Annotated in this window: 27 protein-coding genes; all 27 read right to left on the minus strand. The window is 36.0% G+C overall.

Annotated features, from left to right (window positions below; translation table 11 throughout):
* Window positions 1–58 precede the first annotated feature (58 nt).
* Complete coding sequence (gene fliE / locus HNQ94_RS06715; protein WP_174495466.1) at window positions 59–361, minus strand: flagellar hook-basal body complex protein FliE; 303 nt, start codon at window positions 359–361, stop codon at window positions 59–61.
* Between the two features lie 12 nt (window positions 362–373).
* Complete coding sequence (gene flgC, locus HNQ94_RS06720) at window positions 374–832, minus strand: flagellar basal body rod protein FlgC (RefSeq protein WP_174495467.1); 459 nt, start codon at window positions 830–832, stop codon at window positions 374–376.
* Window positions 833–834: 2 nt separating this feature from the next.
* A complete protein-coding gene (flgB, locus tag HNQ94_RS06725) occupies window positions 835–1,227 on the minus strand; it encodes a flagellar basal body rod protein FlgB (RefSeq protein WP_174495468.1) in 393 nt (130 codons plus the stop codon).
* Window positions 1,228–1,575: 348 nt separating this feature from the next.
* On the minus strand, window positions 1,576–2,355 hold the full coding sequence (gene codY / locus HNQ94_RS06730) for a GTP-sensing pleiotropic transcriptional regulator CodY (RefSeq protein ID WP_174495469.1): 780 nt from the start codon (window positions 2,353–2,355) through the stop codon (window positions 1,576–1,578).
* Window positions 2,356–2,379: 24 nt separating this feature from the next.
* Window positions 2,380–3,771, minus strand: a complete 1,392-nt coding sequence (hslU, locus tag HNQ94_RS06735; protein ID WP_174495470.1) for an ATP-dependent protease ATPase subunit HslU — start codon at window positions 3,769–3,771, stop codon at window positions 2,380–2,382.
* Between the two features lie 13 nt (window positions 3,772–3,784).
* On the minus strand, window positions 3,785–4,333 hold the full coding sequence (gene hslV / locus HNQ94_RS06740) for an ATP-dependent protease subunit HslV (protein WP_174495471.1): 549 nt from the start codon (window positions 4,331–4,333) through the stop codon (window positions 3,785–3,787).
* 24 nt (window positions 4,334–4,357) lie between these two features.
* Window positions 4,358–5,257: a tyrosine recombinase XerC gene (xerC, locus tag HNQ94_RS06745; protein ID WP_174495472.1), complete on the minus strand. Its 900-nt coding sequence runs from the start codon at window positions 5,255–5,257 to the stop codon at window positions 4,358–4,360.
* A 301-nt stretch (window positions 5,258–5,558) separates the two neighbouring features.
* Window positions 5,559–7,634: a type I DNA topoisomerase gene (gene topA, locus HNQ94_RS06750; RefSeq protein ID WP_174495473.1), complete on the minus strand. Its 2,076-nt coding sequence runs from the start codon at window positions 7,632–7,634 to the stop codon at window positions 5,559–5,561.
* Between the two features lie 225 nt (window positions 7,635–7,859).
* On the minus strand, window positions 7,860–8,585 hold the full coding sequence (gene dprA, locus HNQ94_RS06755; RefSeq protein ID WP_246199945.1) for a DNA-processing protein DprA: 726 nt from the start codon (window positions 8,583–8,585) through the stop codon (window positions 7,860–7,862).
* Window positions 8,586–8,837: 252 nt separating this feature from the next.
* Entirely contained in the window at window positions 8,838–9,740 is a 903-nt protein-coding gene (gene sucD / locus HNQ94_RS06760; RefSeq protein WP_174495474.1) for a succinate--CoA ligase subunit alpha, read from the minus strand.
* Window positions 9,741–9,760: 20 nt separating this feature from the next.
* Window positions 9,761–10,921: an ADP-forming succinate--CoA ligase subunit beta gene (gene sucC / locus HNQ94_RS06765; RefSeq protein WP_174495475.1), complete on the minus strand. Its 1,161-nt coding sequence runs from the start codon at window positions 10,919–10,921 to the stop codon at window positions 9,761–9,763.
* Window positions 10,922–11,072: 151 nt separating this feature from the next.
* Window positions 11,073–11,498: a hypothetical protein gene (locus tag HNQ94_RS06770; RefSeq protein WP_174495476.1), complete on the minus strand. Its 426-nt coding sequence runs from the start codon at window positions 11,496–11,498 to the stop codon at window positions 11,073–11,075.
* A gap of 75 nt (window positions 11,499–11,573) precedes the next feature.
* The gene (locus HNQ94_RS06775; protein WP_174495477.1) at window positions 11,574–11,861 is read right to left on the minus strand and encodes an EscU/YscU/HrcU family type III secretion system export apparatus switch protein; all 288 of its coding nucleotides are present in this window, start codon (window positions 11,859–11,861) and stop codon (window positions 11,574–11,576) included.
* Window positions 11,858–13,591 (minus strand): hypothetical protein, encoded by a 1,734-nt coding sequence (locus HNQ94_RS06780; protein ID WP_174495478.1) that lies wholly within the window; start codon window positions 13,589–13,591, stop codon window positions 11,858–11,860. The genes HNQ94_RS06775 and HNQ94_RS06780 overlap by 4 nt, the downstream gene beginning before the upstream one ends.
* A gap of 16 nt (window positions 13,592–13,607) precedes the next feature.
* A complete protein-coding gene (rnhB, locus tag HNQ94_RS06785) occupies window positions 13,608–14,381 on the minus strand; it encodes a ribonuclease HII (protein ID WP_174495479.1) in 774 nt (257 codons plus the stop codon).
* A gap of 77 nt (window positions 14,382–14,458) precedes the next feature.
* Window positions 14,459–15,310 carry a ribosome biogenesis GTPase YlqF gene (gene ylqF, locus HNQ94_RS06790; protein WP_174495480.1) on the minus strand — a complete coding sequence of 284 codons (852 nt, stop codon included), beginning with the start codon at window positions 15,308–15,310 and terminating at the stop codon, window positions 14,459–14,461.
* A gap of 16 nt (window positions 15,311–15,326) precedes the next feature.
* Window positions 15,327–15,881 carry a signal peptidase I gene (gene lepB / locus HNQ94_RS06795; protein WP_246199946.1) on the minus strand — a complete coding sequence of 185 codons (555 nt, stop codon included), beginning with the start codon at window positions 15,879–15,881 and terminating at the stop codon, window positions 15,327–15,329.
* 186 nt (window positions 15,882–16,067) lie between these two features.
* Window positions 16,068–16,412 carry a 50S ribosomal protein L19 gene (rplS, locus tag HNQ94_RS06800; protein WP_174495481.1) on the minus strand — a complete coding sequence of 115 codons (345 nt, stop codon included), beginning with the start codon at window positions 16,410–16,412 and terminating at the stop codon, window positions 16,068–16,070.
* A 125-nt stretch (window positions 16,413–16,537) separates the two neighbouring features.
* A complete protein-coding gene (gene trmD, locus HNQ94_RS06805) occupies window positions 16,538–17,272 on the minus strand; it encodes a tRNA (guanosine(37)-N1)-methyltransferase TrmD (RefSeq protein WP_174495549.1) in 735 nt (244 codons plus the stop codon).
* Window positions 17,272–17,790, minus strand: a complete 519-nt coding sequence (gene rimM, locus HNQ94_RS06810; protein ID WP_174495482.1) for a ribosome maturation factor RimM — start codon at window positions 17,788–17,790, stop codon at window positions 17,272–17,274. The genes trmD and rimM overlap by 1 nt, the downstream gene beginning before the upstream one ends.
* 14 nt (window positions 17,791–17,804) lie before the next feature.
* On the minus strand, window positions 17,805–18,191 hold the full coding sequence (locus HNQ94_RS06815) for a YlqD family protein (protein WP_174495483.1): 387 nt from the start codon (window positions 18,189–18,191) through the stop codon (window positions 17,805–17,807).
* 120 nt (window positions 18,192–18,311) lie between these two features.
* Window positions 18,312–18,539, minus strand: a complete 228-nt coding sequence (locus HNQ94_RS06820; RefSeq protein ID WP_174495484.1) for a KH domain-containing protein — start codon at window positions 18,537–18,539, stop codon at window positions 18,312–18,314.
* Window positions 18,540–18,553: 14 nt separating this feature from the next.
* Entirely contained in the window at window positions 18,554–18,826 is a 273-nt protein-coding gene (gene rpsP / locus HNQ94_RS06825) for a 30S ribosomal protein S16 (protein ID WP_174495485.1), read from the minus strand.
* A 137-nt stretch (window positions 18,827–18,963) separates the two neighbouring features.
* Entirely contained in the window at window positions 18,964–20,310 is a 1,347-nt protein-coding gene (gene ffh / locus HNQ94_RS06830) for a signal recognition particle protein (protein WP_174495486.1), read from the minus strand.
* 14 nt (window positions 20,311–20,324) lie between these two features.
* Window positions 20,325–20,660: a putative DNA-binding protein gene (locus tag HNQ94_RS06835; protein ID WP_174495487.1), complete on the minus strand. Its 336-nt coding sequence runs from the start codon at window positions 20,658–20,660 to the stop codon at window positions 20,325–20,327.
* 78 nt (window positions 20,661–20,738) lie between these two features.
* Window positions 20,739–21,737: a signal recognition particle-docking protein FtsY gene (gene ftsY / locus HNQ94_RS06840; protein ID WP_174495488.1), complete on the minus strand. Its 999-nt coding sequence runs from the start codon at window positions 21,735–21,737 to the stop codon at window positions 20,739–20,741.
* A gap of 15 nt (window positions 21,738–21,752) precedes the next feature.
* Window positions 21,753–25,319 carry a chromosome segregation protein SMC gene (gene smc / locus HNQ94_RS06845; protein ID WP_174495489.1) on the minus strand — a complete coding sequence of 1,189 codons (3,567 nt, stop codon included), beginning with the start codon at window positions 25,317–25,319 and terminating at the stop codon, window positions 21,753–21,755.
* Window positions 25,320–25,421: the final 102 nt, after the last annotated feature.

Genomic DNA, 25,421 nt, shown 5'->3' on the forward strand with positions numbered 1-25,421 from the left:
AGGTCTTATATTCAACACGTTTTGTACCTCTGTTTATACGACTCGTGAAAAAAAACTGTTAAATTTGCATTCTCATCACTTCTTTGTATGCTTCAATAGCTTTACTTTGAACTTCTACTGTTGTTTGCAACATAATACTAGATTTCTGAGAAGCTATCATCACATCATGTAAGTCAACGTTTTTCCCTTGTGCTAATGCAACCGTCTTTTGATCTGAAATTGCTTGTGCCTCATTTACCTTTTCTAACGCATTTTTTAATTGTGCGGCAAAGTTTTGTTGTGCTTCGAAAGGCGTAACTTTTTTAACTGGATTCGCTTGTTGAATTGGTTGATTAAATGCTATTGGATTAATGCTTGTCATTGTTAATCACCTCTATTTACCAATTTCTAGTGCTTTTAATAACATATTCTTAGACGCATTCATTGCCGTTACGTTTGCTTCATAGGATCTTGTGGCACTCATTAAGTCGACCATCTCTTTTAAAGGATCCACGTTCGGCATGCTTACATATCCGTTTGCATCAGCATCTGGATGGTTCGGGTTATATACTAATTGGAAGGGTTGTTGATCTTCTCCTATTTCGGAAACCTTCACTCCTCCAGCACCATTAACTGATCCATTATGCATAGCGGTTTTTAGAAAGGAATGAAATGATTGTTCCTTCGGTGCAAAAGAAACTGTTTTGCGTCGATAAGGTTCCCATTCTCCCGCTTCATTTAATCGGGCTCTAGTTGTTTCTGCGTTTGCAATATTGGAGGACACAACATCCATTCGTAGTCTTTGAGCTGTTAATCCACTAGCACTCGTGTTAATAGATTGAAAGATACTCACCGTTATTTCCCTCCTCTAATTACTGTTTCTAGACTGCCAAATTTCCCACTAATACGGTCAACTAGTGCCTGATAGTAAATTTGATTCTTTGCTAATTCTGTCATCTCCATGTCGACGTCGACATTATTACCGTTATGATTATAAGTTGTATTTGGTCTAGCGACCTCGTAAAAGGTTGATAGATTCGTTTGACTAAATGCAATGTGCTTCGGATGTGTACGTTTGGCTTCAAAGGAAGTGGAAGCGGTTTGCAAAACATTTTTGAACGCTACGTCTTTCGCTTTGTAATTGGGTGTGTCGATATTTGCAATGTTGTTAGAAATTGTTTTATTTTTCATAGATGCATAATCTAAAGATTGCTCTAATGTTTGAATTGTACCTGAAAACAAAGACATGCTTTCCCTCCTAACTGAACATTAAAATGTCTAATCAAATCGTAACTTCCATTATTTCGTATTTATATGTAGGTTTTTGTCGTTAATATATATATTTAGATTATTACATAAAAAATCCTTCATGAAAATTACCAAATGTTGATTATTGTCCTTTTTTCCCATAAAAACAAGAATGACCTACTCAAAAAATAGTACTAAAGTATGATTATTTTTCTTTTCATTTAGTAAAGGGAATATTTCCTAAGTTTTTAATACCGCCATTAATTTCGTTAGCGTAAACAAAAAAAACACTATACAGGCCCAAAGGCCTATATAGTGTTTTTTTATTTAAAATTATATGAACTTTTTTTATTCAGCTGTAAGTTTTCTTAATTCCACTAAAAACTTATCGTTCAATACTTTAATATAAGTCCCTTTCATTCCTAACGAGCGGGATTCAATGACACCTGCACTTTCTAACTTACGAAGCGCATTTACAATAACAGATCTTGTAATGCCTACTCTGTCTGCTATTTTACTAGCAACTAATAGGCCTTCATCTCCACCTAATTCATCAAAAATATGTTCAATTGCCTCTAGTTCACTGTAGGATAAGGAACTGATTGCCATTTGGACAACTGCTTTACTTCTCGCTTCATCTTCAATTTCTTCCGTTTTTTGATGTAGGATTTCCATCCCAACAACTGTCGCACCATATTCGGCAAGAAGTAGATCATCACTATTAAATGAATCCTTTAATCTACTCAAAATAAGGGTCCCTAAACGTTCTCCCCCACCAATAATCGGAACAATAGTAGTAAGACCTGTATTAAACAAATCTCTATTTTCTACTGGGAAAGCAGTATATTCACTTTCAATGTCAAGGTTTGGTGTAGTTTCTGTAACTTTAAAAAGTTTTTCTGTATATTCTTGTGGGAATTGTCTCTCTTCAAGCATCCTTTTCATTCTTTCGTTTTCAATTTCCTGCTTGATTGAAAAACCTAACAACTTACCTCTTCTACTAAGTATAAAAATATTTGCACCAATTACGTCTCTAAGTGTTGCCGACATATCATTAAAGTTTACACTTTTTCCTGTAGCCGTTTGCAACATTGAGTTGATGATTCTTGCTCTTTCTAATAACTCCATTTCCATCCTCCTAACTCTCTTTTCCTATAAAATATATTGGGACAAATCTTTGTCTTTTACAATCGTTCCTAGTTTTTCGTTAACATACTCTTTTGTTATGTCGATTTTCTCTAACGTTATGTCTGGAGCTTCAAAAGAGAGGTCTTCTAACAGTTTTTCTAATATGGTGTGTAGTCTTCTAGCACCAATATTATCTGTCTGCTGATTCACTTCAAAGGCAATTTCTGCGATTCTATTTACAGCATCGTCAGAAAATTCTACATTTATACCCTCTGTTTCTAACAAAGCAATATATTGCTTAATTAAGGCATTTGAAGGTTCTGTTAATATATTGACAAAATCCTCAACCGTAAGCTTTTGTAGTTCTACCCTAGTCGGAAAACGACCTTGTAATTCAGGTATTAAATCAGAAGGTTTTGCCATATGAAAGGCACCTGCAGCTATAAACAGTATATGGTCCGTTTTAACAGGCCCATATTTTGTTACTATTGTTGATCCTTCCACAATCGGCAAAATATCCCTTTGAACACCTTCTCTAGAGACATTTGCTTGCCCTTCGTTTTTACCTGCGATCTTATCTATTTCATCTAAAAAGATTATCCCCGCTTGTTCAGCATTTTCTACTGCTTCTTGAGTGACTTCATCCATATCTATTAACTTTTGGGCTTCGTCATGGATCAATAATTTCCTTGCTTCTCTAACAGGCAAACGACGTTTTTTCTGTTTTTTTGGCATGAACTGACCTAAGGCATCTTGCATGTTCATACCAAATTGCTCCATCCCAGACCCTTGAAGCATATCCATCATCGAAGCTTGCTGCTCTTGTACTTCTACTGTAACCATGTGATCCTCTAATTCACCCATGTCTAATTGATGTCTAATTCGTTTTCTCTTTTGTTCAAGTTCTGCTTGATCGTCTTGGTCATTCTGTGGTTCATTCGTTTCTTGATTAGAGAATAGCATTTCGAATGGGTTTTTCATTCCTGTGTTTTTCTTTTTTTCTGGAACGAGCAGCTTTACTATCCTTTTATTAGCTAGTTCTTCTGCTTTTCCTTTTACTTGGTTAATTTTTTCTTCTTTTACTATACGGACTGATGTTTCAACCAAATCCCTTACCATTGATTCTACATCACGTCCGACATAACCAACTTCGGTAAATTTTGTTGCTTCTATTTTCACGAATGGTGCTCCTACTAATTTTGCCATTCGCCTTGCAATTTCAGTTTTCCCAACACCTGTTGGTCCAATCATTAAAATATTTTTAGGCACAATTTCATCTCTTAGTTTTTCATCCATTTGCATGCGTCGGTATCGATTTCTCAAGGCTACCGCAACCGCTTTCTTTGCGTCCTTCTGTCCAACTATAAACTGATCAAGCTTTTCAACAATTTGCCGCGGGGTGAGGTTTATCCCCATTTTATACGACCTCCTATTCTAGTACTTCTAAAACGATTTGATCGTTTGTAAACACACAGATCTCCCCAGCTATTTCTAGTGCTGCTTTGGCTATTTCCGCAGCACTTTTTTCAGATGAATAACGCTTTAATGCTCTACCCGCACTTAAAGCATAGTTTCCACCTGATCCAATTGCTAGTATATCGTCATCTGGCTCAATGACTTCACCTGTACCCGAAACTAATAACATATCATCTTTATTCATGACAATAAGCATTGCTTCTAGCTTTCGTAACACTCTGTCACTTCGCCATTCCTTCGCTAATTCAACTGCTGAACGAGCAAGATTACCGTTATATTTCTCTAAATAGCTTTCAAATTTTTCAAATAAAGTAAAGGCGTCAGCAACTGAACCTGCAAAGCCAGCTAAAACTTTTCCATTAAATATTCTACGTACTTTTTTAGCCGTATGTTTCATAACCACTGCATTGCCTAGTGTGACTTGGCCATCACCACTCATCGCACACTGATTGTTATGCCTTATCGCAAATATAGTTGTAGCGTGAAAACTGTTCGACACCATACCACCTCTTTCTTCCTATTGCTGTTACGCACGCGGGTGTGAATTTAAATATATTTTACGCAAATGATCTTTCGTAACGTGAGTATATATTTGTGTAGAAGACAAATTTTCATGCCCAAGTAATTCTTGTACAGACCTTAAATCTGCACCCTCATTCAGCAAATGCGTTGCAAAAGTATGTCTAAGCTTATGAGGATGGACATGAACAGTTAAGGAAGAATTTTTGACCATTTCATTAAGAATTAATCTTATACCTCTAGGAGTTAGTTCTGTTCCACGTGCGTTAAGAAACAAATGATCTTTTGAACCATTCCCTTTTTTCAAAAGTTTTTCTCTTCCATCATTCATATAACGTTCTAAAGCTTCTTGTGCATAACTGCCAAAAGGTATATACCTTTCCTTATTTCCTTTACCTCTAACAAGGACTGTTCCAATGGAGAAATCTAGACTATGAAGCTTTAAATTGGTACATTCACTTACACGCATACCTGTGCCATATAACAATTCCAATAAAGCCTGGTTTCGTTGACCTAGGGGAGTGGTTAAATCGCTTACAGTGAACAATTTTTCCAATTCTTCCGCATATAAAAACTCTGGTATTGGATTATCTTTTTTTGGAAGAGAAACAGATACAAATGGGTTAGATTCGACTACTTCATTTCGTTCTAACATTCGAAAAAAAGTTCTTAAGCTGGAAATTTTTCTGGAAACACTTCTTCTTGATAACTTTTTATCATACAGCTTTGTTAAAAAAATTCGTATCACTACATAATTAACTTCTTTTAGGTCTTTTATTCCTTCACTTTTTAAAAACAAAAAAAAGCTATCAAGATCATCTTGATAAAAAGTTACGGTGTAAGGTGAGGCATTTTTTTCAATCTGTAAATATTCAACAAAGTCTTCTTTATATTGTTGAAAACCCAATACAGTGTCACCTCACAATAAGCTTAAGATTATTTCCCAAACTGAATAATTCTTCATTAAAGCGATTAAATAGTAACATATCTGAAAACCTTGTGCAATGGATTTGACTAAATTGCAACAAAATTCTGAATTGTGTTTAATGTATGTATTTTTTGTTCTGTCAAGTAAATTACCTTACCATTGGGATATTATAGCTTTGTTGTACAAATGTGTCAATAATATTATAACTATATTTATTCACGAGATTATATTGTAAAGTAAAGGAAAACCCTTGTCATATGACAAGGGTTTTCCAAACGGATTATTGTTGTGCCTCTTCTTTATAGTCACAATTTACACATTGTACTTGTGTTCCCTTTTTGCGTTTCTTCTCCACTAACAGGCTTTGACATTTTGGACAAGGACGTGAAATTGGTTTATCCCATGAAAGGAAATCGCATTCTGGGTATCGATCACAGCCATAAAAAACACGACGTTTCTTCGATTTACGCTCTACGATATTTCCTTCTTTACAGTTTGGACATTTGACACCTATATCTTTTAAGATAGGTTTCGTATTTCTACAATCTGGGAAATTAGAACAAGCTAAAAATTTACCGTAACGTCCCATTTTGTATACCATTTCATGACCACATTTCTCACAATCTTCTCCAGCAGGCTCATCTTTAATTTCGACTTTCTCCATTTCTTTCTCTGCTTTATCCAGTCGTTTTTCGAACCCTTTATAAAACCCATCAATAATATTAACCCACTCGGTTTTACCTTCTTCAATACTATCTAAATCATTTTCCATGTTTGCTGTAAATTCTGCATCAATAATTTCCGGAAAATATTCTAGGAGAATTTCAATCACTATTTCACCTAATTCAGTAGGGACAAAGCGACGATTGTCTAATGCTACATAACCTCTACGCTGAATCGTATCTAAAGTAGGTGCATACGTAGAAGGCCTTCCAATTCCTAACTCCTCTAACGTTTTAACAAGTCTAGCTTCAGTGTAACGTGGAGGTGGTTGAGTGAAATGTTGATTTGGATCAATTTTACTTGCTTTTACTTTCGAACCTTCTTCTAAAGGCGGTAATAGTTTATTTTCTTCCTCTTTATCATCATCTTTACCCTCAACATATACTTCCATAAAACCTTTAAACTTAATTTGTGAACCAGTGGCTCTAAATTCCACATCGTTGTTTATCAAATGTGCTGTTACAGTATCTAATACAGCAGGGGCCATTTGGCTTGCTAAAAAACGTTCCCAAATTAGCTTATAAAGTCTAAGTTGATCTCTAGAAAGAACACTTTTCATTGAACTTGGTGTTCTAAGTGTGGAAGTAGGTCTGATTGCTTCATGGGCATCCTGAGAACGTTCAGAATCCTTTTTCTTTTGATAAACAGCTTTAAATTCTTTTCCATACTTTTGTTCCACATATTTAGCTGCTTCATCTTGGGCTGTATTCGATATACGTGTAGAATCTGTACGCATATAAGTAATTAAACCGACAGTACCTTCTTTTTTACCAAGATCAATACCTTCATATAATTGCTGAGCAATCATCATTGTTTTTTTCGCTCGAAAATTTAGTTTACGAGCTGCTTCTTGTTGCAAGGAAGAAGTAGTAAATGGTGGTGCTGGATTTCTTCTTCTCTCACGCTTGTTTACTTTTTGAACAGTAAAAGAATCCCCATCCAAACGATTCAATATTTTGTCAACATCATCTTTGGAGCTTAGTTTTTGTTTTTCACCATTTATGCCATAGAAATTACCTGGGAAGCTTTCTTTACCTTTTTTAAAGTCAGCGACGATAGACCAGTATTCTTCTGGCGTAAAGTTTTGTATTTCTCTTTCACGATCAAGTATTAGGCGTACTGCAACAGATTGAACTCTACCAGCACTTAATCCTTTTTTCACTTTTTTCCAAAGTAAAGGACTTATGTTATACCCAACTAATCGATCTAAAATCCTTCTTGCTTGTTGTGCATCAACTAAATCCATATCAATATGCCGTGGATGCTTAAAAGATTCTTTAATTGCGTCTTTTGTTATTTCATTAAACACAACTCTACACTTTGATTTTTCATCAATATCTAAGCTATGGGCTAAATGCCACGCAATAGCTTCCCCTTCACGGTCAGGGTCGGCTGCAAGAAAGACTTGTTTTACTTTCTTAGCTGCTGTTTTTAAATCTTTTAAAACAGGACCTTTTCCACGAATGGTTATATATTTAGGATCAAACTCTTTTTCTACATCAACACCCATTTGACTTTTCGGAAGATCCCGAATATGTCCCATAGAAGCTTTAACTTTATATTTTTTTCCTAAATATCTTTCTATCGTTTTTGCCTTTGCAGGCGATTCTACAATTACAAGATAATCTGCCATATACATCCTCCTAAGAGGTTTTCTCTTTATTTCCGTGCTAGTTTTCTTAAATCTTCCCTATTATTAAATATTTATATCACATTTGTCAAACCTTATTTTCTTAAAATTCTAAGAAATCCATCTTCTTATCCTATTAAAAAAACGGTGTTTACTATCCATTCTGGCGAAAGCATACATGTATTTTATACTATTGATTACCGAATAAATATAAACAGCACATAAAAATCAGTAGTTAATACTTCTAGTTTTATACGTTTCCCAAGCGTTAAGTAGATCATTTGCATCTTTCACTAAGTTTGCACCTTCTTGTATGAGAAGGTGGCAACCTTTTGATTGTGGATGTAAAATAGATCCAGGTACGACAAACACTTCTCTTCCTTGATCTAGTGCTTGTTCAGCTGTAATAAATGTACCACTTCTTTCTTTCGCCTCCACAATTAAGCTTCCAAAAGTAAGACCACTTATTATCCGGTTTCTTTCAGGAAAATGCCAAGGCTTTGGGGCTTCGTCCGGAGCGTATTCCGATAGCAGCAAATGATTTTTTGCTAATTCTTGCATTAAAGATATATTTTCCTTTGGATAAATATGCTGAAAGCCAAACCCTAATATAGCAATCGTTTTACTGGTATTATTAATTGCCAGTCGATGTGCAATAGAATCGATCCCCTTTGCCATTCCACTTACAATTAACCACTCTTTATGAAGCAAAGGTTTTAGCAAAAATTCGACTTTTCTTTCCGCTTCATTCGAATGATTTCTTGTTCCTACAACACTTATCTTAGGCTCGATCTTTAAAAAGTTTATATTTCCTAAGCCATATAATAGAATGGGGGGGTCTGGTATTCTTTTTAATAATGGGGGATATGTTTTATGATTACAAGTGATAACATGGTATTTTTCCATATCTTTTTCAATTGTATGCATCAACTGACCAGAATGTATACCCGACATGATAATACTTGCTTGTTTGTCTGAGACTTGCAAAAGATGTTGGAGTTCCTTTTGAGAGAGTTTATAGAGGGAGGTTAATTGGGGGTCAAATTGAAGTAAATGCCTAATTCGATTCCGTCCTATTCCCCTTATACGATGGAGGTGACAAAGACGAAAATCCAGTTCAGAAATCAATATAATAAACCGCCTTTCTTCTATAATATATAAAATAAAAATAAGCCCTTGCTCATGACAAGGGCTTATTTTTACTTCTTAATGTGTTTTACATTTGTCATACAAGCCTTTATCTTTTAATACACTAATTAATGTTTCACCCATTACAGATGGAGTTTCTGCAACCTTGATTCCACACTCATTCATCACACGAATTTTTTCATCAGCTGTACCTTTACCACCAGAAATGATGGCACCAGCATGGCCCATACGCTTTCCTGGAGGTGCTGTACGGCCTCCAATGAAGCCTACAACAGGTTTCGTCATGTTAGCTTTAACCCACTCAGCAGCTTCTTCTTCTGCAGTACCACCGATTTCACCAATCATAATAACAGCTTCTGTATCAGCATCTTCATTAAATGCTTTTAATACATCAATGAAGTCCGTACCGTTTACAGGATCCCCACCAATACCTACTGCTGTAGACTGGCCAATTCCTGCTTCAGAAAGTTGATGAACAGCTTCATATGTTAGAGTACCAGAGCGAGAAACTACTCCAACATGACCTTTCTTGTGGATATAGCCTGGCATAATACCAATTTTACATTCTTCAGGAGTGATAACACCAGGACAGTTTGGTCCTACTAGACGTGTTTTCTTTCCTTCCATAGAACGCTTAACTTTTACCATATCCATTACTGGGATATGCTCTGTAATACAAATAGCTAAGTCAAGCTCCGCATCAACTGCTTCTAAAATAGCGTCAGCTGCAAAAGGTGCTGGAACATAAATAACAGAAGCATTAGCGCCTGTAGCTTTTACCGCTTCTTCTACTGTATTGAAAACAGGTACGCCTTCAACCTCAGTACCACCTTTACCAGGTGTTACACCGCCGACAATTTTTGTACCATATTCAAGCATTTGTTTTGTATGAAAAAGAGCTGTAGACCCTGTAATACCTTGAACAATAACCTTTGTGTCTTTATTAATATAAACACTCATCTTTTTCCCGCCTTTCTACATTACTTAACAAGTTCAACGATTTTTTGTGCACCGTCAGCCATTGAATCAGCTGATGTAATGTTTAAACCAGACTCTTCTAAAATCTTTTTACCTTGGTCAACATTCGTACCTTCTAAACGAACAACAAGTGGTAGTTCAAGTCCAACTTGTTTCGTAGCAGCTACTACACCTTCAGCAATTACGTCACATTTCATAATTCCACCGAAAATGTTAACGAAAATACCTTTAACGTTTTTATCGGATAGAATGATTTTGAATGCTTCTGTAACTTTTTCTGTTGTAGCTCCACCACCAACATCAAGGAAGTTAGCAGGATCGCCACTGTAGTGTTTAATGGTATCCATCGTTGCCATCGCAAGACCTGCACCATTAACCATACAACCAATGTTTCCATCCAGAGCAATATAACTTAAATCATATTTAGAAGCTTCAATCTCTTTTGGATCTTCCTCTTCTAAATCACGGAACTCAATGATATCTTTTTGACGGAATAAAGCGTTATCATCAAAGTTTAATTTTGCATCAAGAGCCATTACATTACCATCACCTGTTGTAACAAGTGGATTGATTTCTGCAATTGAGCAATCTTTATCTACAAACACTTTATAAAGACCCATCATAAATTTTACAGCTTTCGAAACTAGTTCTTTAGGAATATTAATATTGAAAGCTAGACGTCTAGCTTGATAAGGCATTAATCCCGTAACAGGGTCAATAACTTCCTTAAAGATTTTTTCAGGTGTCTCTGCTGCTACCTCTTCAATTTCTGTTCCACCTTCTTCAGAAGCCATCATAACAACGCTAGAAGTGGCACGATCTAAAACAAGACCAATATAGTATTCTTTTTGAATATCGCAGCCTTCTTCGATTAGTAATCGCTTAACCTCTTTGCCCTCTGGTCCTGTTTGGTGTGTAACTAACGTTTTACCAAGGATCTCCTCAGCATATGTACGTACTTCGTCAAGGTTTTTTGCAACCTTTACACCGCCAGCTTTACCGCGTCCACCAGCGTGGATTTGTGCTTTAACTACAGAAACTGCAGTACCTAATTCTTTTGCAGCGTTTACAGCTTCATCTACAGAAAAAGCAACACGGCCATTGGGAACAGCTACGCCATATTTTCGTAATAATTCTTTCCCTTGATACTCGTGAATGTTCATCTTCCATCCTCCCATCAAAATTCAATGCATTTTCATTGTATAAAAAGTATTTGGAAATTGTCCACACTTACCCATTATAAGACTTGTCTTCTAAAATAACAATCATCATCCATAATAATGTAAAAAACTCGCCAAATGGCGAGTTTCTCCTTTATTTATTCAACTCTTTATAAGCTATTACTTTTAAAGCCAACATTTCTTCTTCACTTAGTTTGGCCTCTACTTGCTTCAATAACGCTAGTTTTTCTTCGTTCGTTAAGCCGTCTTTTACTGCCGTTCCCATTTCCATTACTTCATTCACACCAAATTTTGTAAGCAAGGCCTTCGTAGCGTCTTCCTTTGTGCTAAAAGGCAATATACTTTCATCTATGTTGGCGCCTTCTTCTACAAAACTTTTCAATTCTGGACTATTATTAATCATAGTTTTAAGCTCTGCCAATTCCGGGCTTGCCTCTAAATCAGCTACTACATAGTCCATCACTTTTTCAGCAGCCGCTTTTGTGCCAAAGTAAAAAATACCATAGCCGATTGCACCAACTAATACAACAAAAATGATTAGACGTTTTATCAATCTCATTCTTTCCCCTCCCTAGTTATTCTAAATATACTATAAGATAGGAAAAGCGAGAACAGTTATATGTTAAAACGTTTTTTAACTTTTTTTATTAAACGCTTTATCAGCATGATAAATAAAGGCAAATACTTCTGCTACTACTTGGTAAAGATCTTCTGGTATATTTTCATTTATATGAAGCTGTGACAATAGTTCTGCTAAGGTAGCATCCTTTTTGATAGGGACTCCATTCGTTTCAGCTTTTTGTACGATATTGCTTGCAACAATCCCTTTACCTGTTGCTACCACTTTTGGGGAAGCCTCCTGTTGACCATTGTACTTTAGTGCAATAGCTTTTTTAGGTGTGAATTTTTCATATGGACTCATACTTTAAAATCCACTCCTTTGATTGGCATATTTATGGAACTATCATATTGTTTTGGTTGGGTAGATGTCATTTTAATAGGCTTCATTTTAACACCTGTCAAAGTAAACCCAAGACTAGTAATACCTTCTGTTAATTTTGGTTCGAATTTTTTACCTATTACTTCTAAAATAGTTGGATGCTCATTGTAAACAGTTAAAGAGATCCTTTTGTTTTGGATTTTCATATCAATAATTGTTTCCTCTAGCTGATTGAGTTGAAGATAAAATAATACCCTACAATATGAAGGATTAATTTTATTTCCTTCACTTTGTTTCCCTTCAAAATCCATCGTAATATCTTGTTTTAGCCCGAATAGATAACCAGGAAATTGGATGCTAAATTGAGTCCATTCTTGACTTTCAGTTAAGGATAACCGCATGGCAGAGAACACAGTCAGAAGTTTTTGGGTTTGATTATTGTCCAATTGTGGTGCCAGTAAAAGCTCTTTTAATGATGGATTCGCCTCTATAGACGATTGACTTGCTACTACTTCTTCTCCGATTAACGATAAAAAACCTTTAAACTTTAAATAGAATAATTGTTGCTCTGACATTTTCCCTTGTTCATATAAAAGTTCTAGTCCGTTCAGTAACCACTGCAAAACAATTCTTTGTTGTTTAGCTGACAATTGTTGTTGAAGGAGTTGTTCTAATTGCGTCTCTCCTACTAACAAAGCTTTATGTGTATTGGATGGAATATTTTCAATACTTGCCAAAACAGTATCAATTTCTTTACCATTCCTATTTTGTAGTGCATATGCTTGTTTAGCAGTTAAAAAAAGCTGTTTATCCCATAAACTTTTTAGCGGAATGAAAAACTCCTCCGTCAAATCGATGTTCAATGGAAAGGATACTAAATCAACATTTCCATTAAATGAAGTAAAGGCTTTATCGGCATGGATTCCATTTTGTTGTGCCCATTGTAGCCAAAGATGCTTCCATTCTGTAAATTCCATGTCAGCAGGGAGTAACTTTCCTACCTTTAACAACGTAAACGTTGTTGTATCTCCTAAACTGATTTCATGAAGAATCTGAGCACCAAGATGTTTCTTGGTACTCATCAACGACTGTTGGGACAATATACTTTGTAACATCATTTTCAGTTTTATAGTGTGTTCCGTATTAGCAGCATCGAGTATTGGGAGTAAGGATTCTATTGTGTCAGAAAGGGAGATAGATTGAAATAAGCGAGCTTGCATGGCATCGAAAAAGGGTTTCGTTATGGGAAACTCACGCTTCAGCATTTCGATTAAAACCGTTTTTGCCTCTTTTTTATTCGAAGCGTCATCAAATAACGAAAGCGCCATTGATAACGTATCTTTATCAATTGGAACTTGTTCATCAAGTAAGAATTGAAGAAAAGTCCTGTGTGCCTCTGTCTCCTTTATACCTAGTTTTTTCAACAAAACAGAGGGAATGTCTTTAAGATTCTTAATCGGTTTTTCACTAATTACTTGTAAAAGCAAATATGGTTTGGTTTGTTTCACTTGAAATATATATCGCATATTTGCTTGTAATTGACTTTCTAATTGAGCAATTAATTTCTGGTTTCCAATTTGGACTAACACTTTGTTGTCAGGATAAAATTTTTCAACTTTACCTGTTATCATTTGACCACTACGTAACTGTAGTTGGGTTATATTTTGTGTTCGAATTGATTGTAATGTTTTTGCTAAGCTTACAGGCTTCAACAGAAACCCCTCCTTATTAACGATTAGCTTCTTTTACAGGAGTAAAGCTCACTCGGTGAATAGGGGTTGGTCCATATGTTTCTAATGCCTCAAGATGCGCCTTCGTACCATAACCCATATTTAAACCAAATTGATATTGTGGATATTGTTCATCATACTTTTTCATTAATTGATCCCTTGTTACTTTCGCAATAACACTAGCCGCAGCAATCGAAATACTCTTTTGATCTCCTTTAATAATCGCATGCTGACGAATTGACACTTCATTTAATTTAACAGCATCAATTAACAAGTAATCCGCTTTCTTTGCCATGTCTAAAATTGCTTGTTTCATAGCTAATTTTGTAGCTTGAAAGATATTGATTTGATCAATCATTTTACTATCCACAATACCGATACCATACGTTATTGCTTGTTCTTTAATTAAGTCAAAAAACAGTTCTCTTTTGGATTCGGACAGTTTTTTGGAATCATTTAAACCCTCTATATAGAAATGTTCATCAATAATAACAGATGCTGCCACAACTGGACCCGCTAACGGTCCTCGACCTGCTTCATCGATACCAGCTACATGGACAAACCCTTTACTCCATAACGTGTTTTCATAGGTAAGCATTTCCTGAAAGTGGGTTTGTAGCTGTCTTTTTTCCTCTTCTTTTTTTTCGTGTTTTTCTATTAAGGCTTGCACACCTTTTCGTTCGTCGTTCTTATATAGGCTCCACTCATCATCTGTATATGTTTTTGTATGTATTTTTTCTTTTATTTGCTCTATTGTCATGGTGTACTTCATAAAAACCCCCCTAAATGTTATATCGGCTTACACGTAAATTAGTAAAGGCATCCATCTCATTGATAGATGCCTCTCCATTATTGGTTATCCGGAATGTCTAGAGAAATTAAGCCTAACTTAGCAGTTCTTAAATCCCTAATAATTACATCAGCTGTTTTTTCATAATCAACCGTGCCACCACTAGCTAAACATCCTCGTTTTTTCCCAATTTCATCGAACCATGTAACGATATCTTCAGCCTCTAAGTCAATTCCATATCGCTCCACTAAATTTTTCGGATAATGTTCTTTTAAATATTTTAGCACGAATACAGCGATATCATCTAAATGTAAAATTTGGTCTTTAATTGTACCTACAGCCGCAAGTTTATAACCAATTTCCTGATCTTCAAACTTTGGCCACAAGATTCCTGGTGTATCGAGTAATTCAAAATCTTTTTTCACTTTAATCCACTGCTGTGATTTTGTAACACCAGGGCGATCCCCTGTTTTTGCAATTTTCTTTTTCACGAGACGGTTAATAACCGTTGATTTTCCCACATTAGGAATACCAACAATCATCGCTCGAATTGGTCTTGGCTTAACACCTTTGCTTCGAAGTTTTTCTAGCTTTTTCTCCCCTAGAGCCTTCGCTTCTTTAATAATTTGTTGAATGTCTTGACTCTCATGAGCATTGACGGCTAATGCCGGAATATCTTTAGCTTCAAAGTATTCTTTCCATTTTTTGGTCATGTGTGGGTCTGCTAAATCCTTTTTCATTAAAAGTACCATTTTATCCTTTTGCCCCAAAACCTCTTGAAGCATTGGGTTTTGAGAGGATACAGGGACACGTGCATCTACTAATTCAATGACAAAATCAACAAGTTTTAATTTCTCTTGTACTTCTCTCCTTGCCTTTGCCATATGTCCTGGAAACCATTGAATGGTCATTCTATTCACCTACCATTTACTGTACGATTCTGAAATGCTTAAAAGGCCAATAAACTAATTGTGCTTTTCCTACAATTTGGTCATAAGGAACAGGTCCTATAAACCGACTATCTGTTGAGTTTGTCCGATTATCTCCTAGTACGAACACATGCCCATCTGGAATGACTTCATACCCACCTTCAACCTCTTCTAGTCGAAAATCATGTGTATAATGACTTGGAGACATAAGCTTCTCTAATCTTTCCTTTATAAACGGCTCTAAAATTGCCTGTCCATCTACATATAATATTTCATCCTTATAAGCAATATGTTCCCCTGGTAATCCAATTATTCTCTTTATGTAATCGCTTTTCTCTGGAGAATGGAAAACAATGATATCAAATCGTTTTGGTTCACTAAATCTATAGCTAAACTTATTGACCACCATGTGATCATTACTTTCTAAAGTTGGCAGCATAGATGGACCCTCCACTACGATAGGAGTAAATAAAAATGTTCGTATTAAAAAAGCAACCCCAATGGCAATGATGATTACTTTTATCCAACTAATTAGTTCTCTTACTAAGGTCACAATCTATTCCACCACCAGCACCCATTACTAGAAATTCACCTATAAAGAAATAGGAGGTCTAACTACTAGTATACTATACTTAAAGTACTTATATCCTTACTCGCAAAGAGTATATTATATACGTTAACCTTCTTTATTAATATAAAAGGAGCTTGACTAAGCAAGCTCCTTTTTATAACGCTTATACTATCTAATTTCTTTAATACGTGCCGCTTTACCGCGTAGCTCACGTAAGTAGTACAACTTAGCACGACGTACTTTACCACGGCGAGATACTTCAATCTTATCTACACGAGGGGAATGTACTGGGAAAGTACGTTCAACACCTACACCGTATGAAATTTTACGCACTGTGAAAGTTTCACTGATTCCGCCACCACGACGCTTGATAACAACACCTTCAAAAACCTGAATACGCTCACGGTTACCCTCAACAACTTTAACGTGAACTTTTAGTGTGTCACCAGGACGAAAGTCTGGATGATCAGTACGCAATTGATTGTTTGTTACCTTTTCAATAAGGTTTTGCATACATATGTCACTCCTTCCAACCAACACTCTTGCCAAATGGATAGCAGCGGAGCATCGTGATTAAGCTTAACCGAACGTTAAGCACAAAAATAAATATATCATATTGTATAGCGATATGCAATACATCAATCTTTATTCTTGTCCCATTCTAACCACTTTTTCTCTTCTGCTGTTAATGGATAACTCTCCAATAAATCTGGTCTACGCTGATAAGTTCTTTTTAATGATTCCTTACGACGCCACTCTTCTATCTTTTGGTGATTTCCTGATAAGATGACATCTGGAACAGACAAGCCTCTAAATTCCCTTGGTCTCGTATAATGCGGATGCTCTAGTAATCCTGTCGAAAAAGAATCCTTTTGAGCAGACTCTTCATTACCTAACGCATCAGGGAGTAAGCGAACAACACTATCAATGACAACCATTGCCCCAAGTTCCCCACCAGTTAAGACATAATCCCCAATAGAAATTTCATCTGTAGCAAGGTGGGTACGAATTCTTTCATCGTATCCTTCATAATGACCACAAATAAAAATTAGATGATCCTCTTTGGCTAATTCCTCAGCCTTTGTCTGGGTGTAACGTTCCCCTTGGGGACACATTAAGACAACCCGGGGAGTAGTATGTCTTTTCTTTTGTAAGTCTTCTACAGCATCAAACAGTGGTTGTGGAGATAAGACCATCCCTGCACCACCACCATAAGGATAATCGTCAACCTTGTTATGTTTATTTGTAGTATATTCTCTGAAGTTGATCGTTTCGTATTGAAAAGTATTTGCTTCTCTCGCCTTCTTCAAGATGGAGGAATGAAAAACACCTTCAAACATTTCTGGAAACAACGTTAAAATATCTATCTGCATCAATCAATTAATCCCTCCATTGGATGAATAATGATTGTTTTTTCTTCCATGTTAACTTCCTTCACAATAGCATCAATATAAGGAATGAGGACGTCTTTTTTTCCCTTCCGTTTGACGACCCATACGTCATTAGCTCCGGGAGCTAAAATTTCTTTTATTTCACCAATCTCGTTGTTTTCTTCATCAAAAACTTTTGCACCGATAATTTGATGATAATAAAATTCTCCTTCATCCAGTTCCGTTAATTGGTCTTCAGATACCTTTAACATGCCACCTTTAAAACGTTCCACATCATTGATAGATGGATAGCCTTTGAATTGGAGCATATGAAAGTTTTTGTGCATTCTGTGGGAAGTAATTTCTAAAGACAATGTCTCGTTTCCATTTGGAGAAACCCAAAACACAGTAGATCCTGGTTCAAATCGCTCTTCAAAATCAGTAATTTGAAGGACCTTTACTTCTCCTTTAATACCATGTGTATTTACAATTTTTCCAACGTTAAACATTTTTTCACTCATATGTCATCACCCATTTAGTCAATTCGTATTACAATATCGTCTTCTACTACAATCGATCTGTCTCCCATTAAGTCTGTCCAAGAATCTCCAACTTTAATATCTATTAGCTCGTCTACTTCACTTTCCGTAATCTCACTACCTATTGGTAAAATATCCAATTGCTCCAATTGATATTCCAACCACTTCATCTTATTTTGTCTACGATCTATTTCTTTTTGAAACCGCTTGTTTACATCTGAAGGAGAAATCCCCTTTTTGGCTGAGAGCTTCCTTTTTTCAAATTGTAACTGATGACACTCATTTTCAAGTTGCCTATATTGTCTTTGAAACTTTTCAACAATAGCATCCTTACTTTTCTTGGTGATCACCTGTTTAACCTTCGTTTTCCGAATAACCCTCATAGGGAACCCCCCTTTATTAAAAAGGCCTTGCTTAGGCGACTGACACACAGTCATATATGTAAAAAAATACCATTAGTTGAAGGGTGAAAAAAAGGGAAAGGTTATCCCTCTCCCTGTTGATCACATTATGTCTAAATATATTTTCTTGTTTACATCAGAACCAGCTGCATACACAACTGTACGAATTGCTTTAGCTATTCTACCATTTTTGCCAATAACTTTCCCCACATCATTTTCGTGGACAGTTAAATGATAACGAATTTTATATTCATTTTCTTCTTCTGTTATCACTATTGCTTCCGGATGATCAACAAGTGGGCGAACAATCGTTTCAATTAAGGCTTTCATGATATCACACTACTTTACTTTTGGTTTTTCAAGTCATGGAATTTCTTCATGATGCCTTGTTCTGAGAAAAGGTTACGAACTGTGTCACTTGGTTTAGCACCTTTTGACATCCAGTCTAAAGCTTTTTCTTCATCTAATTGAACATTAGCCGGTTCAATAACTGGATTATATGTTCCAATTTGATCGATAAAACGTCCGTCACGAGGAGAACGTGAATCAGCTACAACTACACGATAGAATGGTTTTCTTTTAGAACCCATACGCTTAAGGCGAATTTTAACTGCCATTGATTTACACCTCCACAAAATTGTTTTTCACAAGTTTAGATTGTAGCAGACATTTTTATGTCTGTAAAGTATTTTTGCATTACATTCAAAAAAGATTGAGAAAATAAGCTTTTTTAAATGATTTTTGTTGTTTTGGCTTACATAAAAGGTAACTTGAAGCCACCTTTTTTCTTCCCTTTTTTACCCATGTTAGTCATTTGTTTCATCATCTTTTTCATTTCTTCAAATTGCTTTAATAGACGATTCACTTCCGCAACAGAGGTTCCTGAACCTTTAGCAATCCTTTTTTTGCGACTTGCATTCATGACTTCAGGATTAATTCTTTCAGCCTTTGTCATCGATTGGATAATTGCTTCTACATGACTAATTTGCTTTTCATCAACTTGAAGGTTTTTCATACCCTTCATTTTACTAGCACCAGGCATCATGCTTAATAGGTCATCTAGTGGACCCATATTTTTCACCTGTTGCATCTGTTCTAGAAAATCTTCAAAAGTAAAGGACATGGAACGCATTTTTTGCTCTAAATCCTTTGCTTTTTGCTCATCTACATTTTCTTGGGCTTTTTCAATAAGTGTTAACACATCACCCATTCCAAGAATTCGAGATGCCATTCGTTCTGGGTGAAAAGGCTCTAGTTGATCAAGCTTTTCTCCCATCCCAGCAAACTTAATAGGCTTACCTGTAACAGCCTTAATAGAAAGAGCTGCACCACCACGTGTATCCCCATCTAATTTTGTTAATACAACACCTGTGACATCGAGTTGTTCATTGAAACTCTCTGCTACGTTCACAGCATCTTGCCCAGTCATAGCGTCTACAACAAGGAATATTTCATTTGGCGAAACTTCGGATTTAATTTCATGTAACTCACCCATTAGTTTTTCATCTACGTGTAACCGTCCGGCAGTATCAATAATGACATAATCATGATGTTCTGCTTTTGCATATTCCATTGCTTGTTTAGCTATATCGACAGGATTTGCTTCTGTTCCTAAAGAGAAAACTGACATTCCTAATTGCTTACCTAGTGTTTGTAGTTGGTTAATAGCTGCTGGACGATAGACATCGGCAGCAACTAACAATGGATTTCGGTTATGTTTTTTACGCAAATGATTGGCAAGTTTACCAGTTGTCGTTGTTTTACCTGCACCTTGTAAACCAACCATCATAATAACAGTCGGTGGTTTGTTCGCAACAGCAATCTTGCTTTGCTCCCCACCCATTAAATCAGAAAGCTCTTCCTTTACAACTTTAATAACTTGTTGTCCAGGAGTTAAGCTTTGCATTACCTCTTGTCCAACTGCTCTTTCTTTAACCCTTTTCACAAAATCTTTAACAACTTTAAAGTTAACGTCAGCTTCTAGCAATGCAAGGCGGACTTCACGTGTCATTTCCTTTACATCTGCCTCTGAAACCTTCCCTTTTCCTTTAATCTTTTGTATGGTTTTTTGCAGTCGGTCGGCTAACCCTTCAAATGCCATAATAAGCCGCCCTCCTAATCAAGGTTCTCGAACTGATTCAACAGTGCTAACAGCTCGGTTTTTTTGTTTTCTTCTAAGACATCTATGCTTTCTTTCAACTGAGAAATAAGATTCTGTCTTTTTTCAAACTTCTCATAAAGAAGAAGCTTTTCCTCATATTCCTCCAGCATAGATTCTGTTCTTCTAATATTATCATAGACTGCCTGTCTACTGACTTCAAATTCTTCAGCAATTTCACCTAGAGAAAAATCTTCTAAGTAATACATTTGCATGTAGCTTTTTTGCTTTGGTGTAAGCAATTCTTGATAAAAATCGAACAAAAAATTGATCCGGGTAGTTTTTTGTAACAAAGTTAGCACCCCTTGTTAAGTGAAAAGCCTTTACACTTAATTATAGTAACGGATAGAATACCGTTGGTCAAGTATAACTTATTCTTCCTTCTGCTGATTGTCTACTAAATTGGAAAACAATCCGTAAACAAAAGCATGGGCATCAAATGGCTGTAAATCTGTCACTTTTTCACCTAAACCTACATATTTAACCGGAATAGATAGTTCGTTACGAATGGCTAATACAATTCCACCTTTCGCAGTACCATCTAATTTAGATAGAACAATCCCAGTCACATCTGTAGCTTGGGAGAAAGTTTTTGCCTGACTCATGGCATTCTGCCCTGTTGTCGCATCTAAAACAAGTAACACTTCATGAGGTGCATCAGGAACTTCTCGTGTAATAACACGCTTCACTTTTGTTAGCTCATTCATTAAGTTTACTTTATTTTGTAATCTACCAGCTGTATCACATAGAAGGACGTCTACACCACGGGATTTAGCTGCTTGAACAGCATCATACATTACTGCTGCAGGATCACTGCCTTCACTATGCTTAATTACCTCTACACCAACACGCTCTCCCCATACTTCAAGCTGTTCAATTGCTCCAGCTCTAAACGTATCACCAGCAGCTAACATGACCGTTTTTCCTTCTTCTTTTAAACGATGGGCAAGCTTTCCGATTGTCGTTGTTTTTCCAACACCGTTAACCCCAACAAAAAGAACTACGGAAAGCCCATCTTCTTGAATATTTAGTTTTTCAATTTCTTCATTATCTTGACCGTAATAGATTTCAACAAGTTTTTCAGAAATAACTTCTGTAACCAGCGCTGTATCTTTAATATTACGTCGTTTCACTTCCATCTCTAGCTCTTCCATTAAGTCCATTACCGTTTGGACGCCAACATCAGCGGAAATCAATACTTCTTCAAGCTCTTCAAAGAATTCCTCATCGACACTTCGGTATTTAGCTACTAAATCATTCATTTTTGATGCAAAAGAATCTCTTGTTTTTGTTAGTCCTTCTTTAAACTTTTCCGAAACTTCTTCTGACTGTTTGTTAAATTTCTCTTTTAACTTTTTGAAAAAACTCAAAATAAGTCTTCCTTTCTAAGCTTGTATCATTTTTTCTGTTTCTTCTAAACGCACAGACACTAATTTGGATACACCAGATTCCTGCATCGTAACGCCATATAGGACGTCTGCTTCTTCCATTGTACCTTTTCGGTGGGTAATAACGATAAACTGTGTTTGTTCACTAAAGAATTTTAAATATTGAGCAAATCGATTAACGTTCGCATCATCAAGTGCAGCTTCCACTTCATCTAGTACACAGAATGGTACAGGACGAACACGCAAAATTGCAAATAGAAGGGCGATTGCAGTTAAAGCTCGTTCTCCACCAGATAGCAGCCCTAGATTTTGTAGCTTCTTACCTGGAGGCTGCGCCACAATATCAACACCTGTTTCTAACATGTCTTCTGGATTTGTGAGTTTTAAATCTGCTCTACCTCCACCAAACAACTCCGTGAATACAACGGAAAACTCCTTTTGTATTTGGAAGAAGGTTACCTCGAAACGTTTGACCATTTCTGTATCCATTTCTTTGATTATCGAGTATAGTGTTGCTTTCGCTTCATTCAAATCATCTTGTTGTGATGATAGAAATTCATATCTTTCTTTTATTCTCTCATATTCATCAATTGCTCCAAGATTAACGTTCCCTAATTGGGTAATAGCCCGTTTAATCGATTTTACCATTTGTTTTGATTCTTCAATATTATCTGTTTTCCCAAAGTCAGCTTTCGCTTTTTCAAATGACATTGTATATTCTTCTTGTAAGAGAGTTAAGCGATTTTCCAATTCCACATCTAAGCGATTCGCTTTCACTTCTTTTTCTTGAAGATCAGATGTCATTTGGTTTAATATTCTATTTTCCTCTTTTAATTCTCGTTCCATATCATTTGTCGCTTGAATTTTTTGTTGTCTTTCTTCCCGTTTTTGTCTAACTTTTAATTCCGTTTCCACTTTATGTTTTCTTTTTTGTTCCGTTTCTTTATCTATTTCTTCAGAGGTTTGTCCTTGTTCTTTAAGTACTTCTAATTCATGTAGTTCTTTTTCCACATTTCGCTTCTGCTCTTCATAGTCAAAGATTTGTTCGGTTAATGCGTTCACTTTTTCCCTTTGATTTTTAACGTTGCTTTCTTGCTCTGCTAAAACAACTTGAAGCTTGTTTAATTCACCTGTTAGCTTTTCTCGATTTTCTTGCATACTTGTATACTCATCAGATAGCTTCTTTATCTTTTCCTGAACAGCAGATGCGGTTTCTTCTATTTGTATTAATCTTTTCGATATATCTTTTTTTGCATGAACTAAGTTTGATTCTTCATTAGAAAATTGTTGTTGTTCTTGGTCATATAAAGACAGGTGATCATTAATATTGGATAACTTTAATTCAATTTCTCGATACTGACCACTTAGGGCGTGTTCTTCATTACGAAGTACTGCTAGCTGTACTTCAAAGTCTTCTAATAAGTTCTCTTTTGCTTTAACGGATTCTCTTAGCTTTTCTACTTCTTTTTCAAAGGCTAAAGTCTTCGCTTCATAGTCAACCAATCTAACGCTAGCTTCCTCTAGTTCTTTTTCACGGGTAAATAAGGAATGATTGGTCTTCTTCTGAGCTCCACCTGTCATAGATCCCCCAGGATTCACGACATCCCCCTCAAGGGTGACAATACGGTACCGTCTACCTAACTGGGATGCGATATCGTTGGCATCCTTTAAGGTTTTCGTAATGACAATATTCCCCAATAGGGACTTTAATGCCTTTTCATATTTGGAATCATAAGTTAGCAATTCTTCCGCAATTCCAACATAACCTGGATGATTGGTAATTTTACTGATTAATCCAGATGGTATATCTTTTGATTGAATAGATGTTAATGGTAAAAATGTTGCCCGACCATTGTTCGTACGTTTCAACCAATTAATTGCTTCCCGGGCAGCATCTTCATGTTGTACAATTATGTGCTGAGCTTGTCCCCCAAGAGCTGTTTCAATCGCTACAATAAATTCGTTTGGAATATCAATTTTCTCCGCTACAGCACCATGTATTCCTTGCAACTGATTTCGGTCTCTTGCTTTTAAAACTGCTTTTACGCCATGAAAAAACCCTGCAAAATCTTCTTTCATTTCTTCTAGCATTTCTTTTTTTGATTGGAGCTTTTGTAGTAATTGATTACCTTGATAAAGCTTCTGTTGTTGCTCCTGAATGTACTGATTATCTTTTTGAATCTCGGCTTTTAAGGACGAAAATTCCTTTTCCTTTTGCATTCTGTTCTGTTGTTTCGCTTCATACTTTTTGAACATTTCTTGCTTATCATTGTTTATCGTTTCCCTTTGCTGAATCAAATCTTGAAAGCGCTCCGTCATTTTTGCTTCTTTCATTTTGTTATGTTCCAGCTGACGGTCTATTGTTTGGGTTTCATTTCGCTTAGCCGCTTGTTCATTTAAAAGCTCAATATAATCACTCTTTAATTCTTCAATAGTCGCTTCCAAACTGACTTGAGAACTACCTGTTTTGTCCGTTAACGTGGTAATGCTTTCTTTCGTTTTATTTCTTTCAGCTGCATATGCTTTTAATTTCGTATCTTCTGCTTCAAGCTGGTCTGTTAATTGGGTGATTTTCTCATAAGCCTTTTGTTGCTCTTGCGTTAATTTACCTTTATTTTCTTCATAATGCTTCCAACGCTCATGAAATAATCTTTTACGGCCTTCTAAGTTTTCCAACTCTTGCGTTAATGTTAATAACGTACCTTGTAAATTTTCAATCGATTCATCTAAACGTTGAATTGCATATTTCTCTTGTTCGATTTTAGCCTCTTCTTGATTGATGTCGGTTTGCTTATGTAAAGCTTCTTGCTTTTTTATTTCGATTTCCTTTAGTAATTTTTCCCATTGCTCATGTAATAATTCAATTTCCGTAACGAGAAGAGACACTTCAAATTGCTGTAATTCATCTTTTTTCTTTAAATACTCTTGAGCCGTTTCTGCTTGCCTTTGTAGTGGCTCCAGTTGTCCCTCTATTTCATGGATAATATCTTCCACTCGGTAAAGGTTTTCCTGTGTTTCCGCGAGTTTCATTTCCGCTTTTCTTTTTCGTTGTTTATATTTCAATACACCTGCTGCTTCTTCGAAAATAGATCTTCTTTCCTCTGCCTTCGAACTTAATATTTCCTCTACTTTTCCTTGACTTATAATAGAAAACGCTTCTTTACCTAAACCAGAATCCATGAAAAGATCGATAATATCTTTTAGTCTACAGCTTTGTTGGTTAATTAAAAATTCGCTTTCCCCTGAACGATACACTCGTCTTGTAATGCTTACCTCCTGATAATCAATCGGTAAGGCACTATCTTCATTATCCAAAACTAAAGAAACCTCTGCAAAGTTAAGAGCTTTTCGTGTATCACTACCAGCAAAAATAATGTCTTCCATTTTAGATCCACGAAGAGATCTAGCAGATTGTTCCCCTAATACCCAACGAATGGCATCCGTAATATTACTTTTCCCACTACCATTTGGGCCAACTACAGCTGTAACTCCTGGAACAAACTCAACTGATACTCTTTCAGCAAACGATTTAAATCCTACTGTATCTAAACGTTTGAGGAACATATTCTTTTCCCCCTGTTATCTCTCTATTTATTGTTTTTCTTCACGAAATGTTATTAATTGTTTTATTTTAGCTTAGTATATTTTATCATAGTTTATATAAGT

The organism is Salirhabdus euzebyi (genome assembly GCF_014207435.1).
Lineage (GTDB): Bacteria > Bacillota > Bacilli > Bacillales > Alkalibacillaceae > Salirhabdus > Salirhabdus euzebyi.